General features: G+C 50.7%; 15 protein-coding genes. 1 reads left to right on the top strand and 14 read right to left on the bottom strand.

Going from position 1 to position 17,478, the window contains the following annotated elements; translation table 11 throughout:
* Positions 1-31 precede the first annotated feature (31 nt).
* The 5 genes from trmFO to sucC form a co-directional block, all read right to left on the bottom strand.
* Positions 32-1,366, bottom strand: a complete 1,335-nt coding sequence (gene trmFO, locus TY10_RS02995) for an FADH(2)-oxidizing methylenetetrahydrofolate--tRNA-(uracil(54)-C(5))-methyltransferase TrmFO (RefSeq protein ID WP_042160447.1) — start codon at positions 1,364-1,366, stop codon at positions 32-34.
* A 192-nt stretch (positions 1,367-1,558) separates the two neighbouring features.
* A complete protein-coding gene (gene topA / locus TY10_RS02990) occupies positions 1,559-3,655 on the bottom strand; it encodes a type I DNA topoisomerase (RefSeq protein ID WP_042160445.1) in 2,097 nt (698 codons plus the stop codon).
* 27 nt (positions 3,656-3,682) lie between these two features.
* Positions 3,683-4,816, bottom strand: coding sequence for a DNA-processing protein DprA (gene dprA, locus TY10_RS02985; protein WP_042160443.1), 1,134 nt, complete (start codon positions 4,814-4,816; stop codon positions 3,683-3,685).
* A gap of 265 nt (positions 4,817-5,081) precedes the next feature.
* The gene (gene sucD, locus TY10_RS02980; RefSeq protein WP_042160441.1) at positions 5,082-6,017 is read right to left on the bottom strand and encodes a succinate--CoA ligase subunit alpha; all 936 of its coding nucleotides are present in this window, start codon (positions 6,015-6,017) and stop codon (positions 5,082-5,084) included.
* Between the two features lie 41 nt (positions 6,018-6,058).
* On the bottom strand, positions 6,059-7,219 hold the full coding sequence (sucC, locus tag TY10_RS02975) for an ADP-forming succinate--CoA ligase subunit beta (RefSeq protein WP_042160439.1): 1,161 nt from the start codon (positions 7,217-7,219) through the stop codon (positions 6,059-6,061).
* Between the two features lie 352 nt (positions 7,220-7,571).
* On the opposite strand from sucC, the gene TY10_RS02970 reads away from it, so the two are divergent.
* The gene (locus TY10_RS02970) at positions 7,572-9,137 is read left to right on the top strand and encodes a YifB family Mg chelatase-like AAA ATPase (RefSeq protein ID WP_042160437.1); all 1,566 of its coding nucleotides are present in this window, start codon (positions 7,572-7,574) and stop codon (positions 9,135-9,137) included.
* A 335-nt stretch (positions 9,138-9,472) separates the two neighbouring features.
* On the opposite strand, the gene TY10_RS02965 is transcribed toward TY10_RS02970, so the two are convergent.
* The 9 genes from TY10_RS02965 to TY10_RS02925 all read right to left on the bottom strand — a co-directional run bounded on the left by TY10_RS02965 (position 9,473) and on the right by TY10_RS02925 (position 17,456).
* Complete coding sequence (locus tag TY10_RS02965; protein ID WP_162160566.1) at positions 9,473-10,702, bottom strand: HAMP domain-containing sensor histidine kinase; 1,230 nt, start codon at positions 10,700-10,702, stop codon at positions 9,473-9,475.
* A 188-nt stretch (positions 10,703-10,890) separates the two neighbouring features.
* Complete coding sequence (locus TY10_RS02960; RefSeq protein ID WP_042160435.1) at positions 10,891-11,604, bottom strand: response regulator transcription factor; 714 nt, start codon at positions 11,602-11,604, stop codon at positions 10,891-10,893.
* A 19-nt stretch (positions 11,605-11,623) separates the two neighbouring features.
* Complete coding sequence (locus TY10_RS02955) at positions 11,624-12,385, bottom strand: ABC transporter permease (RefSeq protein ID WP_042160433.1); 762 nt, start codon at positions 12,383-12,385, stop codon at positions 11,624-11,626.
* On the bottom strand, positions 12,382-13,299 hold the full coding sequence (locus tag TY10_RS02950; protein WP_042160431.1) for an ABC transporter ATP-binding protein: 918 nt from the start codon (positions 13,297-13,299) through the stop codon (positions 12,382-12,384). The genes TY10_RS02955 and TY10_RS02950 overlap by 4 nt, the downstream gene beginning before the upstream one ends.
* A 14-nt stretch (positions 13,300-13,313) precedes the next feature.
* Positions 13,314-13,706 (bottom strand): RDD family protein, encoded by a 393-nt coding sequence (locus TY10_RS28605; protein WP_052350321.1) that lies wholly within the window; start codon positions 13,704-13,706, stop codon positions 13,314-13,316.
* A gap of 204 nt (positions 13,707-13,910) precedes the next feature.
* Positions 13,911-14,321 (bottom strand): YraN family protein, encoded by a 411-nt coding sequence (locus tag TY10_RS02940; protein WP_238327419.1) that lies wholly within the window; start codon positions 14,319-14,321, stop codon positions 13,911-13,913.
* Entirely contained in the window at positions 14,299-14,622 is a 324-nt protein-coding gene (locus TY10_RS02935; RefSeq protein ID WP_042160427.1) for an EscU/YscU/HrcU family type III secretion system export apparatus switch protein, read from the bottom strand. The genes TY10_RS02940 and TY10_RS02935 overlap by 23 nt, the downstream gene beginning before the upstream one ends.
* The gene (locus TY10_RS02930; protein WP_042160425.1) at positions 14,619-16,694 is read right to left on the bottom strand and encodes a hypothetical protein; all 2,076 of its coding nucleotides are present in this window, start codon (positions 16,692-16,694) and stop codon (positions 14,619-14,621) included. Before TY10_RS02930 ends, TY10_RS02935 begins: the two co-directional genes overlap by 4 nt.
* Positions 16,695-16,844: 150 nt before the next feature.
* On the bottom strand, positions 16,845-17,456 hold the full coding sequence (locus TY10_RS02925) for a ribonuclease HII (RefSeq protein ID WP_052350320.1): 612 nt from the start codon (positions 17,454-17,456) through the stop codon (positions 16,845-16,847).
* Positions 17,457-17,478: the final 22 nt, after the last annotated feature.

The raw sequence follows: 17,478 nt of genomic DNA, 5'->3' as shown, positions 1-17,478 counted from the left end.
CTTCATTAGGCTAGAGACTAAAGCTAACGCCTTACTTTACGGCTAAATGATCAAAATGTTCCTCTTTAAACTTTGAAATTCCTTCCAGCGCCCGATTTGCGATCGCTTCGTTCTTATCCTTCTTGTTGCGGATACGCGTCTCCAGCGGCGGGAAGAGGCCAAAATTGGCATTCATCGGCTGGAAGTGCTTGAAGTCAGCTGTCGTTATATAATTCGCCATACTGCCCAGCGTAGTGTCGACAGGCAATACGAGCGGCTCAAGGCCACGGGCCAGTCGTGCTGCGTTAAAGCCGGCGATAAGACCGGATGCCGCAGATTCAACGTAACCTTCAACACCGGTCATTTGCCCGGCGAAGAACAGGTTTTCACGGTCCTTTAATTGGTAGGTTGGACGCATCACGCGTGGTGAATTAATGAAAGTATTGCGGTGCATGACGCCAAAGCGAACGAATTCCGCATTTTCCAGACCTGGAATGAGGGAAAATACCCGTTTTTGCTCGCCCCATTTGAGATGCGTCTGGAATCCGACCATATTGTATAATGTACCCGCAGCATTATCCTGCCGAAGCTGGATAACGGCATGAGGCAGCTTGCCGGTATGCGGATTAATCAAGCCAACGGGCTTCATCGGCCCGAACAGCACCGTCTGTTTGCCGCGGCTGGCCATAACCTCAATCGGCATACAGCCTTCGAAGTAAACTTCCTTCTCGAAATCCTTCAACTCAGCCTTCTCCGCTGTCGTCAACGCTTCATGGAAAATATTGAACTCTTCTTCTGTCATTGGACAATTCAAGTAAGCGGCTTCGCCTTTGTCATAGCGGGATGCCAAATAGACCTTGCTCATGTCAATGGAATCCTTGTCGATAATAGGAGCTGCCGCATCATAGAAGTAGAAATACTCTTCTCCAAGCAAATCTCTAACCTGTGCTGACAACGAAGGAGCGGTTAACGGGCCAGTCGCGATTACGACGATTCCGTCCGTTGGAATCTCCTTCACCTCTTCGTTGCGGACCTCTACAAGGGGATGCTCGTGCAGCAGACGCGTTACTTCCCCTGAGAAGCCGTCACGGTCGACTGCAAGCGCACCGCCTGCCGGAACCGCGTTACGGTCCGCACAGCCCAGAATCAGTGAATCCAGCTGCCGCATTTCCTCTTTCAATACGCCAACTGCATTTGACAGGCCGTTTGCACGAAGACTGTTGCTGCAGACAAGCTCTGCGAATTGATTCGTATGATGCGCAGGCGTCTTCGTCTCCGGGCGCATTTCATACAAGACGACCGGAACGCCTTGAGATGCGATTTGCCAAGCGGCTTCACTTCCGGCTAACCCGGCTCCGATTACAGTAACTTTTTGAGTATGAGACAATTTCAGTACCTCCAATAGATGTTCAGACAGCTTCTGCAAAATGCCTTGAGGCCCTTTGCAGTGTGCTGCGAAACGTATTCGTTGTGATGCATAATAATTGGCTGGTTATAACTATGCTGAGATGGTTTCACAGCAGAAATGTCCTCCCCTGTTAGGGGAGGACTCAGATGGTGGCAGACAGGCTGCGGTCCGCTATGCCTGCTCTTGATCCTCGTCCGGCAATTCCTCGGAATAGTCACAAGATGGGCATTGCAGTCTTCCGCCGTTGCGGCTCTTTTTCTCCACCAGCATCGCTTCGCATTTCGGGCAAGGCTTGCCGGACGGTTTATCCCAGGACACATAATCGCAGGTCGGGTATGTATCACAACCGTAGAAAATGCGTCCTTTTTTACTGCGGCGTTCAATGATTTTGCCTTCATGGCATTTCGGGCAAGTGACACCGATGTCTTTCACAATCGGCTTCGTATTGCGGCAGTCCGGAAATCCGGAGCAAGCCAGGAATTTGCCGAAACGGCCCATTTTGTATACCATATGGCGTCCGCACTTCTCGCATACCTCATCGGACACTTCATCTTGAATTTCAATTTCCTTCATTTCCTCTTCAGCGACTTCAAGCCGCTTCTCGAATGATTCATAGAAGGAAGCAAGCACCTTCACCCAATCCTGGCTGCCTTCCTCCACATGGTCGAGGTCACCTTCCATATGGGCGGTAAACTCCGCATCGAGTATTTCCGGGAAAAACTCCTCCATCAACTGGATAACGAGTTCTCCGAGCTCCGTCGGCATGAACTTCTTCTCCTCGATGGCAACATATCCGCGCTTCTGAATCGTTTCCAGCGTTGGCGCATACGTACTTGGCCGCCCTATACCGAGCTCCTCCAGCGTTCTTACGAGCCGTGCTTCAGAATAACGCGGAGGCGGCTGCGTGAAATGCTGCTTCGGATCGATCGTCTCAGAGGTTACGACGTCTCCAATCGCGAACGGAGGCAGAAACTTATGCTCCTCTTCAGTACCGTCGTCATTGCCCTCGACATATACCTTCATAAAACCTGCGAATTTGACTTTCGAGCCATTGGCGCGGAAAACGACATCACCTGAGGACAGGTCAACTGTCATCGTATCCAATACAGCGGAAGACATCTGGCTCGAAACGAATCGTTCCCATACCAGTTTGTACAACCGGAGCTGATCGCGGCTCAGAAACGGCTTCATCGTTTCCGGATCGCGCAGTACGGATGTTGGGCGGATCGCTTCATGAGCGTCTTGGGCATTGCTGTTTTTCTTTGTATAAACGCGAGGCTGTTCCGGCCAGAACGGTGCGCCGTACTTCTCGGTAATATATTCTTTCGCTTCTTCTTGGGCAATCGGAGAAATACGCGTGGAGTCCGTTCTCATATACGTAATTAAACCTACCGTGCCCTCTTTGCCCAATTCTACCCCTTCATAGAGCTGCTGAGCGACGGACATTGTCTTGGAAGCGCGGAAGCCCAGCTTGCGCGCAGCTTCCTGCTGCAAGGAGCTTGTAATGAACGGGGGTGCCGGGTTGCGGAGCCGTTCTTTCTCTTTCACTTCTGCAACCGTAAACTGATTGCCTGCGAGGGCATCTAATACCGTTTGCATTTCCTGTTCGTTGCCGAGGTCGCGTTTCTGGCCGCCGATCGAAATGTATTTCGCTTCGAACGGAACGCCTTTCTGCGTCATTTTGGCCGTAATTGACCAATATTCTTCCGGGATGAAAGCGTCGATTTCATTCTCCCGGTCGATGATGAGCTTTACGCATACCGATTGTACACGGCCTGCGGACAAGCCTTTTTTAACTTTTTTCCACAGAAGCGGACTGATTTTATAACCGACGAGCCGGTCAAGGATCCGTCTGGCTTGCTGCGCATTGACAAGATCCATATTGATTTTGCGCGGCGTTTTGAACGCATCTTTGACCGCCTGCTTCGTTATTTCATTAAATACAACGCGGCATGTATCGGTCTCATCAAGCTCGAGATAGTGTGCCAGATGCCAAGCAATTGCTTCTCCTTCGCGATCCGGATCGGCCGCCAGAAAGACTTGCTTTACTTTTTTGCTGGCATCCTTCAATTCTTTCAATACGGAGCCTTTACCGCGAATCGTAATATATTTCGGATTAAAATCATTGTCCACTTCGACGCCAATCTGACTTTTTGGCAAATCGCGAATATGGCCCATAGAGGCTTTTACGATATACTTGCTGCCCAAATATTTGCCTATGGTTTTGGCTTTGGCCGGTGATTCTACGATTACGAGTGAATCTGCCATTCAGGCGCCCCCTCTCTCCACTGCTAGTTACAATACTATATAAAGTGATCCTGGCTGCTGTTCGATTTTCCGTTTTATACATAAATTTATCAGAAGTGCGCTCAAATGTCCAAACGGGATTGCCGTTATCTGGTGCAAGTCGTTCATAGAAAGCGGCTGATCGCGTAAAATCTCGATCAATTTGCGCTCTTCTGCTGACAAGCTGGACTGCTCGGCTTCCGCGGAATGCCCTTTTTTCAAACGGTTTACACCGGAGATTCGGTTCAACTGCTCCGTCAGCCAAGGAAACTCTTCTATTATATGTTCAACGCGGCTTACAAGCTTTGCTCCCTTCCCAATCAGCTCATTGGCCCCTTCGCTCTTTGGGGATGATATCGGCCCCGGTACGGCAAATACGTCACGAGACATTTCGACCGCTTGATCCGCAGTTATAAGCGAGCCGCTTCCCTTCGCTGCTTCGACAACAAGCGTTCCAAGGGACAGTCCGGCGATAATGCGATTGCGGAGCGGGAACATGCCCGGATGCAGCTTTGCGCCGATCGGTGTTTCGGACAGCAGCAGACCCTGCTCGGAGATCTGTCGATACAGTTCTCTATTCTCAGAAGGATAACAACTATTTACAGCGCTTGCAAGCACCGCTATCGTGCCACCGGCTTTTTGCAGGGCGGCTTGATGGGCAACAGCGTCGATTCCACGTGCTAATCCGCTGATGACAGTCAATCCGCTCGCAGACAGCTGTTCAGCTAATTGCGCCGCTGTATGGCGCCCATAAGCCGTTGGATTGCGTGTCCCGACAACAGCAATAGATGGCCGTTCCAATAATTCCAGCCGTCCCCACGCATATAAGACCCATGGCGGCTGCGGCATTTGGCGCATAGCGGCTGGATACAGGTCATCATAAGGCGTAATAACGGACGCTCCAAGCCGTATGGCGCGTTCGGCTGGTGAATCCTCCTTGAGCATCGGTTCCTGCATCCGAACGGCAGCAGACAGCGCCTGAGCCCGTTGAAAGCCCGCTTCAAGCCAATCCGCTTCCGTCATGCCCTCAGCTTTGGTCCAAAGACTTTGTGCAACCGCCTTCTGAATGGCATGCCAGCCTACTCCCGGCAGCTCGTGAAGACGAACGACCATTTCTTTCGCTTTAGCATGATCAATTGTCATAGGACCAACCCTCTCATAAGGAGGTTCGGCCTGCATTCTTACCTATTGTGCGTTACAGCGCCTCAGAATGCAAGTCGACCTGTCATAATAGAAAACAACTTCTTTGCATGCCGCTCGCGGGACAATAGTGAAGAGCGACTGGAAAATCGGCAGAATACTGCCCGCAATTCAAGCCTTGAACATAAAAAAGCAACCTATCTATCCCCTATAGGGGGATTGATAGGTTGCTTACCTTATCGGTCTTGCTTATAGAAGCCAAGCTCCATTATTTCGCTACGTTTGTGCATTTTTCAAGCAGGCCTTGCTCTTCCAGTACAGCAACAAGCGTGGAGCCCATTTCGGAAGGCGTTGGCGCTACGCGGATACCGCAAGCTTCCAGCGTTTCGATTTTCTCTGCAGCCGTACCTTTACCGCCGGAGATAATCGCGCCAGCATGACCCATACGTTTTCCTGGAGGTGCTGTTGCACCGCCAATGAAGCCGACAACCGGTTTTTTCATGTTCGCTTTAACCCACTGCGCAGCTTCTTCTTCTGCCGTGCCGCCAATTTCGCCGATCATGATAACCGCATAAGTATCAGGGTCGTCATTGAATTTGCTCAAGATGTCGATGAACTCGGAGCCTTTAACCGGGTCGCCGCCGATGCCGACTGCGGAAGATTGGCCGATACCGCGGGTCGTCAGCTGATGAACCGCTTCATAAGTAAGCGTTCCGGAGCGGGAAACGACGCCAACGTGGCCTTTTGCATGAATGTAGCCCGGCATGATGCCGATTTTGCATTCATCCGGCGTAATAACGCCAGGGCAGTTTGGTCCGATCAGCGTTGTTTTGCTGCCTTCCATGTAACGTTTCACTTTGACCATGTCCAGAACTGGAATGCCCTCTGTAATACAGATGACAAGATCAAGACCTGCGTCTACAGCTTCCAAGATGGAATCAGCTGCAAATGCAGGAGGGACATAAATAACCGATGCAGTAGCACCAGTAGCAGCAACCGCTTGTCCTACTGTATTAAATACTGGAAGCGATACGACGGAGCCGTTTTCAAGCGTGATGTCGACGTTCGTGCCGCCTTTGCCTGGAGTTACGCCGCCAACCATCTGCGTGCCGTATTCCAATGCGCCTTTTGTATGGAACAGACCAGTAGCGCCTGTGATCCCTTGCGTGATGACTTTTGTATCTTTATTGACCAAAATGCTCATCGAATTTCACATCCCCGTTAATGAATTCTCGTACGCGTAATTTATTTCACGAGAGCGACAATTTTTTGTGCGCCGTCTGCCATAGAGTCCGCCGCTACAATGTTCAGTCCCGATTCGTTCAACATTTTTTTGCCCAGATCTACGTTCGTGCCTTCAAGTCTAACGACAAGCGGACGATCCAGACCAAGCTCTTTCGCAGCTGCAATTACGCCTTCCGCGATGACGTCGCAACGCATGATGCCGCCGAAAATGTTAACGAAAATACCTTTTACGTTCTCATCGGACAGGATGATTTTGAAAGCTTCCGTTACTTTCTCTTTCGTCGCACCGCCCCCAACGTCGAGGAAGTTGGCAGGGTCGCCGCCATAGTATTTAATGATGTCCATCGTAGCCATAGCAAGACCAGCGCCGTTAACCATGCAGCCGATGTTGCCTTCAAGTGCGATATAGCTCAGGTCGTACTTGGATGCTTCGATTTCTTTCGCATCTTCTTCTTCCAGATCGCGAAGTGCCACGATATCTTTGCGGCGGTACAGCGCGTTGGAATCAAAGTTCAATTTGGCATCAAGCGCCATGACGTTGCCGTCGCCAGTAACGACGAGCGGATTGATCTCGGCAATCGAGCAATCCTTCTCAACGAATGCTGTATAGAGAGCAATCATGAATTTAACCGCTTTGTTAACCAGCTCATTAGGAATGTTGATGGCATAAGCCAGCTTGCGAGCTTGGAATACTTGCAGGCCAATCGCTGGATCGATTACTTCTTTGAAGATTTTCTCCGGAGAATGTGCAGCTACTTCTTCGATTTCCGTGCCGCCTTCTTCCGAACCCATCATGACGACGCGTCCCGTCTCGCGGTCCACAACTACGCCAATGTAATATTCTTTCTTGATGTCGCAGCCTTGCTCGATAAGCAAGCGCTTAACTTCTTTGCCTTCTGGACCTGTCTGGTGAGTCACAAGCACTTTGCCAAGAATTTCGCTGGCATATGTACGGACTTCGTCCAAGCTTTTTGCTACTTTAACGCCGCCGGCTTTGCCGCGTCCGCCCGCATGAATTTGCGCTTTCACGACAACGACTGGCGTGCCCAGCGCTTTTGCCGCTTCTACCGCTTCGTCAACGGAGAATGCTACTTTACCTTCCGGAACAGCTACACCATACTGTTTCAGGACCTCTTTGCCTTGATACTCATGGATATTCATTGTTTGAAATCCTCCATTTCACCGACTGAATTCAGTCATAGGTACACAATCCTTGACTATTGTAGCATCTTTCCTGTTAGATTTCGAGCCTTCCGGTTTTGGTTTTTTGATATGGATTTCATCTCGAAATGAGATTAAACGACACCGATTCGACAGTGCTATGGTTATTATTATGTACGAACCGCGCTCCATCAATGCTTTTATATTGAAAAACATCCATAATATTGACAGTTATTTCTGTCATCCTTTATTATGGATACAACAGCTGTACTACCTGATTTGTTTATACTGTATTAGTCGAATTGGACGTGAGGAAGCACCTTCATCCATCTATTTGGAGGTGTTTTTTGTTATGTTCAGCGTAATGCGAAGCAGCAGTGTGCTCGGTGTTGAGGGGAAAAGCATATTGGTTGAAGTGGATATCGCAAACGGCCTGCCGCAAGTCAATATCGTCGGATTGCCCGATCCTGCCGTGAGAGAATCGGTGGAGCGGGTTCGTGCCGCTATCAAGAACAGCGGGTTTACTTTCCCGATGGACCGGATCACGGTCAATCTTGCTCCGGCAGACATGCGAAAGGAAGGAACGGCCTTTGATCTGGCTATCGCTGCAGGCATCTTGACGGCTAGCGATCAAATCAGCGGCAAGCCGTTCGAGGAAACGATACTGATTGGCGAGCTGTCGCTGAACGGTCTGCTGCGTCCTGTTGCCGGTGTACTGGCTATGATTGAGCAGGCCAAACGCAGCGGCATCCTCAAGGTGCTGCTGCCTCAAGGCAACGCCAAGGAAGCAGCATGGATCGGGGGCATGGAGCTTTATGCCTTGAACTCGCTCGCCGAGCTGCGCGGAGGCGGTACTGGTGAGGGCTGGGATGCTCTCCGCTATATTCAGCAGACGGATTCCCGGGATTCCGTCGCCGGAAGCACGACATTCGCCCAGTCTGAGTCTTTCGGCGACTATAGCGATGTCATCGGTCAGCAGCATGCCAAGCGGGCACTCATTGTTGCTGCGGCAGGCAAACATAACCTGCTCTTCTCTGGCCCGCCAGGAACAGGAAAGACGATGATGATCCGGCGTCTTCCCGGTATTTTACCCCCTTTGACCGAGGCTGAGGCGCTGGAGGTTACGAAAATTTACAGTGCGGCTGGCAAGCTGTCGACCGATGCTCAGGGCCTTATCCAGACGGTACCCTTCCGTTCGCCGCATCATACGATTTCCGCTGGCGGACTCATCGGCGGCGGCTCTGTGCCAAAGCCGGGAGAAGTAACACTGGCCCATCGGGGCGTGCTATACCTCGACGAGCTGCCGGAGTTTTCACGACAGGTGCTGGAAGTGATGAGACAACCGCTGGAGGACGGCATTGTGACAATCGCGAGATCGAAAGCGGTATTTCATTTTCCCGCACGGCTCATGCTCGCCGTTTCCTACAACCCTTGCCCATGCGGCTATTCCGGGCATGAAACGACGGAGAAACGCTGCATCTGCAGCGACGCCGTCATCTCCCGCTACCGCGCCAAGCTGTCCGGGCCGCTGCTCGACCGGATCGATCTCCAGCTCGAAATTCCCAGGCCTACTGAACAACAGGGTGGTACTTCCCCTATCAGCGGAAATACCAGGATGGACTCCGCACATATGCGCCAGCTGGTTTTGTCTGCAAGGGAGCGTCAAGCCCATCGCTTGGCTTCGCAAGGACTGCGTCCCGATACACGCCTCTCTGGCGCTTCGCTCCGCCGCTCCATTAAGTTGCTTCCAGAGGCTCGCGACCTGCTCGAAAATGCGTTAGAGGCGCTTGGCATCAGCATGCGTGCCTATGACCGCATCCTGCGGCTGTCGCGTACTATCGCGGACGTTGAAGGCTGCGATACCGTAGAGGCACAGCATGTGGCCGAAGCGATTCAATACCGGAGGCTGAACGGCTAATTGGCTGACCACTTGCTTGAGTAATGCTAATAGCCGGGCGCATGGGATATGCGACCGGCTTATTGTGCGAGTACATACATTTTATTAAGATAAGACCCTCTCAGGACTTTAACTCGTTCTCTACGCTTCCTTTTTCACATAATAAGACCCTCCGAGGGTCTTAGCCCTGCAGACTCACCTGCCTTCTTCACCGTTTTCGCGCGTTCGGTTAAGGATAAGACCCTCCCGGGGTCTTATCCCGCCCTGAACACTTCATTTTCCCCACCTTAAGACCCTGTCAGGGCCTTAACGCTACAAACTACCTGGCTTTCTTTCTGCGTTTTCCCCCCGCATTATTATTTTTTCGTTAACGAAATAACGAAGAGGGTTGCGTCTTCAGCCGACTCGCTCAGAGTTAGAGTGCCGCCCATTTTCTCAGCCAGTTTCTTCGCAATAGAAAGCCCAAGGCCTAGACCGCCTTCGCCTTCCCTGCTGCGGGATTCATCCCCTCTTACGAAGGGATCGAACAGCTTTGACTTTAATTGCTCTGGAATGCCAATACCGGAATCGCCGATTTCGATCCGGACGAAAGCCTCCTCTTCCTTAAGCGCTATCCTCAGTCTCGTTCCCGGCGGATTATATTTCAAAGCATTAGCCAAAAGGTTTGCTATGATCCGGCTAAACGCCTCAGCATCGAATACAGCTGTCATGGTTCTATCAGGGATGTCCATCCACAGCTCGAACCCGTTTCTTTCGATATCGCCGTACATTTCCGCGACGGACTCCCGCAAAAAGTCACCCACATCGTGCTTAGCCAGCTTTAAAGGATGATCCGGCGAATTAAGCTTCAACAGCTCCAGCATGCTTTCTATTAAAGCGGTCACTTGATTTGATTTATTGTAAATATAGTTCAAATAGCGGTTTTGCCTGTCACTATCCTCTACTTTCCCTTCCATTAAAGCTTGGGAAAATCCTTGAATGCTCGTAATCGGTGTCTTAAGATCATGCGATAAATCGATAATGAGCCGTTCCTTACTTTCTTCCAGCAGCCGTTTCTCTTCTGCAGAGCTTTCAATAACGCTTGCCATATAATTGAAAGTGTCGCTGATTTGCTTAAATTCCTTCTCTGCATGAACGTCGATTCGGGTGCTATAATCCCCGTGCGTCATGCGCTTCAATCCGGCGGCAACCGTATCCAGCGGCTTTTTAATGCGTCTGGCTACCCAGTAGCTGTAAAGAAAAATAAAAAACAAAATGGCAGCAATAGAGCCATAGAAAAATATTTTCACCCGGTAGAGCGGAAACGTCCGATCCTCCTCGTCCAACAAAGGATGGGATGCCATATTTTTTTGGATGGAAACCTGTTCCCGGGGCAGTTTCATCAGCAAATAATGGGGCGGGCTGTAGCTATCCATTGCCGCAATTGAATAATAGTAGGACTGTTTCTCTCCGTTCTCAAGCAATGCGAATAATTCATCCCGCGTGTAAAAGGTTTTGTCATCGCCCTTCTTCCCCTTCGAGCCGATAACGCGAAACCCGTCATCTAACTCCTCCAGCCAGCCGCCGTGCTTCTCCAGCCACCCCATGCTATATTCGCTGGGTTTCTGGGACTCCAAAAAATGAGGCGGCGCTTGCATTCATCGTCTCCGAGGTTTGTGCGTTCTGAAACACATAAATGATACCGGCAATAAAGCAAATCAACACAACGAGCATCAGAAATAGATTAAAAAAGAAAAAATCGAATATGAGCGACGTATGCAACCGCCACCTTTTTCTAATGCTGAACAGGCGCTTCAAATTTATATCCCAGCCCTCTAATTGTTTTAATGTAGGAAGGGTTTTTCGGATGAGGCTCGATTTTTTCGCGCAGGTTGCTCAAATGAACCATGATCGTATTATCATCATAGGCAAAGGCATCATCCCATACCGCCTCATAAATCTTTTTCCGCGTGAGGACGCGGCCGGAATTGCCCATCAGCAGCGCTAAAATTTTGTATTCCGTAGACGTTAGAGGAACAGGCTGTCCGGTCAGGTACAGCGTGCAGCTTTTCGTATCCAGTACGAGTTCTCCCGCTTCCAGCCGTTCTGCCTCTACCTCTGTTTTGTCCACTGCAACTGTATCGAATTGATGCACCCTGCGGAGCAACGCCTGCACCCTCGCAACGACTTCGAGCGGATTGAACGGCTTCGTCATATAATCGTCCGCCCCGACACTAAGTCCCAAAATTTTATCACTTTCCTGACTCCTCGCTGATAGAAACAGGACGGGAAAATAATGCGAATGGCGGATCGTCCTGACCCATTGGAAGCCGTCAATGCCCGGCAGCATCACATCGACGATGGCTAGATCATAGCTGTAAGATTTTATTTTATCCAGTGCAATCTGCGCATTTGCAGCTTCGTGTACGTTATACTCCGGTTCCAAATACAATTTTAAAAGCTCAATAATTTCATGATCATCTTCTATTAACAGTATCGAATAGGTCATAATTCCGCTCCTCTCCGCCTTATTTTACCTCTTTACGGTAAAAAACATAACAGGCGATCCCGAGAAACGCCGCTAGATAAACAACGTTAATCAACAACGAGCCATATAAATTAATATCAGGATAAGGAGCGGCTCCAGTCCCGCCGATGTGCGGATCTGAATCGAAATGCTTCAAATTCAAATGATTGAGCACCACATATTTGGACCATCCGTATTTGGCAATGATCGCGCTTATCCCTCCGCCGACTAGCTGGAGAATGATAGACAGCGACAATGCAAACGGGACGCTCGTTACAGCCGTGCCTATCAATAGGGCCAGTGTAAAATAAAACAAATCGCCCGGTATCGCATACAAATACACTTTGATGACAGTCAGCAGTGTATAATCGCCGCCATTTTCAAATAACACAAGGCCCGTAACGACGCTTGCCAGACAGGAAAATAGCAGAACTCCGAACAATACCGATACACCCGTAGCATATTTGGACAATAAAATGACGGAGCGGCTTGGCGGGCGTATAAGCAGTTGCTTGATCGTTCCTTCCTTGAACTCTTCCGCAATCGTCTGCGCGCCATAAATGATCATAAATAATAGAATCGGATAATTTAGAACCGGCTGCAGCTTGGCAGCAAATTCAAACCCGGTTAAGCCATGCATCGTTTGTTTCATAATGAGTCCTGCAGCTATAGTAAGCGCCAGTAAAAAAACGCCAAATAGATAGTTTTTCCTCCTGACATGCAGCTTCAACAGCTCGTTTGAAATCAGCCGCATAAATCTCATGATCTCCCCCCCTGCGTCAATTCGAGAAATAGTTCCTCCAGCTTTGCTGTTCTTATGGTCACTTGTACAATACCGATGCCATGCTGAACCAAATCCGATACAAGACCCGGAATCTCTTCTTTCATTACTCTTACGGACATGATATTACTGCCGCTGTTAGAATAAACAACGCTTGGTTTAAGCAGCATTGCCGCCCTTTCAGGATCAGTAACTTCAAGATCTACAGTCACCTTCCCATCCCCGTCTATTTCCTTCAAAGATCGTTCGGCGACCAACTGGCCCTTCTGAATAATGATGACCCGGTCGCATAAAAGCTCAATCTCTGCAATCAAATGGCTGGAGACGATGACGGCCATCCCTTCTGTCTTCGCTAACTGCTGCAAATATTGCCGGAGCTCGCGAATGCCTGCCGGGTCTAATCCGTTTGTCGGCTCATCAAGAATGAGAATCGAGGGCCGATGAAGAATCGCTTGAGCAATTCCTAGACGCTGGCGCATGCCCAGTGAATAGGTTTTGACTTTCCGGTCGATTGCTTCTCCCAATTGCACGAGGCGGACAACCTCCTCTATTCTTTTGTTCGAGACCGGTTTGCTGCTCATGTTCGCATAATGCTTCAAATTTTGCCTCCCGCTCATCTCCTTGTACAATTCGGGATTTTCGACGATGGCTCCGATCTGCTCCAGCGCTTTGCCTCTAGCCGTTCGAATACTGCTTCCGCCGATTCGTATATCTCCCTTGCCGATGGATATAAGCCCAACCATCATGCGAATGGTTGTCGTTTTGCCTGCTCCATTGGGTCCTAGGAAGCCATAGATTTCGCCCGCTTGCACGGTGAAAGACAAGTCTTTTACGATTGTTTTTCCTGCAATGGATTTCGTAACATTCCGCACTTCAATAGCTGCTGTCTGTAACATCGCTTCGTTCCTCCTTATCTGTTTCTAACGGCATAGGTTTGAGCGATATGGTCATGCAAAGCCCGTTTACGTCCGTCAAATCCGGCTAAAATAAATCCGATACATAAAATTACAGCTGACAGCCATCTGCCGACTGTTTCCCGCAAAAGCACATTCCAGAATGACAGCTTTCGGCCATCCTGCCGGATCACTTTAATTCCCAGCATCCACTTGCCTATCGTTCTGCCAGATAGCAGTGTCATTACGAGCATATAAGCTGTCATTAGCCAAGGGATTGTTTGTCCTCCCCAGTTCCCCAATGAAATTAAAAGCTGTGATACACCGTAAATGATGACGGAATCTATCACGAGTGCCGTACCCCGTATCCAAAAACCGGCATATTGAATAGGCTCATTCTCCTGATCCATTATGACTCACCCTCTCTCGATTTCTGCGCGGTTCCAGCTGCCCCCGCTGCTTCTGCTAACGAGTATAGCAACCACCGTCTAAAGTCCCCCTTAATGAAATCTGAAGATTATCTAAAGAATGCCGGGAACGGCAAAAAAGGCTCCGCGCTGCCGCGGAGCCTTTCAAATAACACTCATCCGTTTATTCCGCTTTCTGCTTTCTGCTTAGAATGCCGCTTCGATCTGCTTCAGCTCCAAAACCTCATTACCGTGGTCAAGCGTCACCGTGATCACATCAAACCGAACTGGCTGATCTGTTACAGCATGCTGACGCATGTAAAACTGCGCAAGTACAGCCAGCTTCTGCTGCTTCCGCCGGTCTACCGATTCAGCGGCCGTACCGAAACGGCCGCCGGCTCGGCGCGTGCGCACCTCTATAAAGATAAGCAAGCCGTCCCGGCTAGCGATGAGATCGAGTTCCCCCATCCTGCAGCGCCAATTGCGCTCTATGACGGTATAACCGGTTTCCGTTAAATAGTGAAAAGCCGCAGCTTCTCCTATTTCCCCTGTTAGCTTTCGGCCATCAGGCTTTAATCTCTTACCCGTTATCTCCTTACTTGTACCATTGCTCATCATCTTCTCCTGCCTTGGCCTCCCGGTCTGCCCGGTAGACAAAACTGAGTATTTCGGCTACAAGCGTGTATAGCTCTGGCGGAATCGATTGATCGATATCCAGCTTGGATAATACTTCGACGAGCGAAGCATCCTCCTGCACCGGGACGCCATTCTCTTGCGCTGCATCAAGAATTTGATCAGCTACATGCCCTCGGCCTTTTGCGATAACGACTGGGGCGGTGTTGTCTCCTGGCTCATACTTAAGCGCAACCGCTTTACGCAGCGGCATGGGTTCATTATTAGATTGGCGATTGGCGCTCATATGCGGAAGTCGACTCCTTTATAAGCTGCGGCAGAGATTGGCGCCGGCTCTGCATTTCTCAGCTTGTCCGATCCGGAATCGGCTGACAAATCTCCTTTGAAGGTTGGCGTCGTCCGCAATGACGACAACTGATAGCCGGCTTTGCTCAAACTCTCGGAAACTTCTGTCCTTGCGGTCTCCACCAATCCAGATATCGCAGGATGATCATTCCAAAGATTCAAGCTGACGATTTTGTCCACCACATTGACGTCAACGATCGTATCGCCCAGCGTCTTCATAGACAGATGAAACAAAAGGCGGCAATTGTTAGCATCCAGCTCTCCTTTACGGCCGCGTCGCGTCTGAATTTGTACCGAAGCCGTCTGATCGCCATCCGGTCCGTTTAGCGGGATAAACATCGTCAGATGGCTGAACATCGAGCCGTTCCGCTCCGGTGTCAGCAGGAGCTGTTGTCCCGTTACCTGCTGCACAAGCTGCTGAGCTGTTTCTTTCAACGCTGCTGGAGCATCATCGGATGCGGCGATAGCCATTAATACACTTTTGAGCGATTCATGGGCCAGAGCCTTCGGCGCGGCGGCAGCTTCCTGCACGGCTTGCTGGGAAGCCAAAGACGAAGCGGTTAATGAACCTCGTTCTCCCGCCAGACGCAGCTCCTGTGATGGAGCTGCGTTGTTTGGCTGCTGCAGCTTGTCATTTCCTTCTGCCCCGTTCTGTACCGCCGCCCTAGCTGTTGCTGCGTCTGCTTGCGTACTCGGATGCTCTGCCGTTTTCTGGGCTGCACCTTGAACGCTCCCAGCATCTGTTGACTGTTGAGCTGCCCCACTGCCTCCAGCCGGCGTAAACTGCTTCAGCAGCTGATTCTCATGATCAACGCCCATCCATTTCATCATTTGACCAAGCCAATTGCCAGAAGAACTGCCGGTGGCTGGAGAGCTCGCTTGGGTGACCGCAGCTCCTGTTCCTGCTTCAGCGGTCTGCTGCTGCGCAGCAGCAGGAACCGCAGTCCCTGCTGTTTGACTGGCTGTCTGAGAAGACAGTGTGCCGCTAGTTAAAGCTGCAGCACCTCCGCCTCCGTTTACAGGAACAGCTGCGGCATTCCCGCGCCCTGGCACTGACGCATTAGCACTACTTGCAGCATTCGCAGTATTTCCAGCATTAGCAATACTTGCAGCATTCGCTAAATTGGCGCCATTTGCTGTACTAGCGGCGTTTGCAGCATTTGCAGCACCACTCCCTGTATTGGCGGCATTCGTGGCGGCAACCGCCCCTGCAGCCGTACTGCCTGCTGCATTTAATCCGGCCCCTGTATTACCTCCGCTTAAGGCGGGCGCGTTTGCTGAGCCGCCTGTTGGCGCCTGAGCACTGCCCTCGGCAGCTGCGCGCATGAGCGCACCGCCTTCACCTAGCAATGCTTGCAGCTTAGCAGCAAGCTGCGGCAACTGCGATTTGCTGCCAGCCGCTGCTCCGCCTTCACCTAAAGCACGTGCTAGCTGCTGCTGCAGGGCATCCAGCAACTCATGTGCCGAGCGCCCAAACATAACCTGTTGCATTGCACTTATGGTACCGGCCGTTGCCGGCAGTCCCCGTTTTATAGCTGCAGCGGCCGCCTGCATCCATTGCTCCGCATTTTCACCTTTCGGCATCGCTGATAATGCCTGCTGAAACAACTGGGCGGTCTCACGGTTCATCGGAAATCCGTCACGCCTCAATTCTTTTACAAGCTCCGTCGCCCACTTCTGGTCTGGCAAGCCAAGCAGCTTCACAAGATCCTTAACCATGCTGTCAGGCAGAGCTGCCGTTCCGGTTTCGACCTGCTTTAGCACAATCATGCTGTTTCCGCCGTCCGTCAGCGATTGCGGCTGCACTTGAAGCATTGCCGTTTGTCCTTGCTGCAGCGGCAATTCAAGCTTCGCACGAACTTGAACACCGTTTATTTGTACAATCGCTTCATTATTGTCCATCACTTGCATAACCTGGCCGCGAACGACTTGTCCAGCCTTTAGCTCCATCGTGCGCGCTTCGCCTGCGGAAGCGTCGCCAAGAAAGCTTTTCATAATTTGATTAATATTCATCTATCGGTAGCACCCGCTTCCAATCCGCTTCTTTACCCTATTATAAACCTATATTGTACATATCGGTATAATCCAGGCGGCATTGAAGGAAGGTTTCAACAAAAAAAGAGCATCAAACGCCATGGCGGTTCGATGCCCAATTTAATGCCTTTAGAACAGCTCCTGCTGCTCCACAAATATTTTCCCCAAAAAAGAACGGCGATGCAGCGGGCTTGGCCCGTATTCCAGCAGCCTTTCCCGATGCAGCTTTGTCGCATAGCCTTTATGTATAGCGATTCCGTAAGCCGGATAAAGCTGCTCCCATTCGTTCGTGCACAGTCTATCCCGCGTCACCTTCGCTATGATGGATGCAGCGGCAATCGATTGACTCGTCGCATCACCTTTAATAATAGCAAGCTGCGGCTGCGGCATGTCTACCTTCTCCGCATCTACCAGCAAATAATCGGCTGCGGCTCCCAGCGATTGAACGGACAGCTTCATAGCAAGCCTCGAAGCCTGCTTAATGTTGATCCGATCGATCGTTTCCGAATCGACTCTCGCGGCCGACCAAGCGACGGCATTCTGTATGATGACTTCATAAAGCTCTTCGCGTCTCTTCTCGGACAGCTTCTTCGAATCGTTTACGCCTTCCAGCTCCAAATGCGGAGGCAAAATGACGGCTGCCGCTACAACGTCCCCAAACAAGCAGCCGCGGCCTACCTCATCGACGCCGGCGATAGCGGAATAGCCTTCCGCCCACAGCCTTTGTTCATACTCCAGCATTGTCAGATTTCCCCCGGTTCCC

The sequence above is a fragment of the Paenibacillus gorillae genome (assembly GCF_000513275.1).
Classification (GTDB): Bacteria; Bacillota; Bacilli; order Paenibacillales; family Paenibacillaceae; genus Pristimantibacillus; species Pristimantibacillus gorillae.
This window is presented reverse-complemented; position numbering and strand designations above follow the sequence as displayed.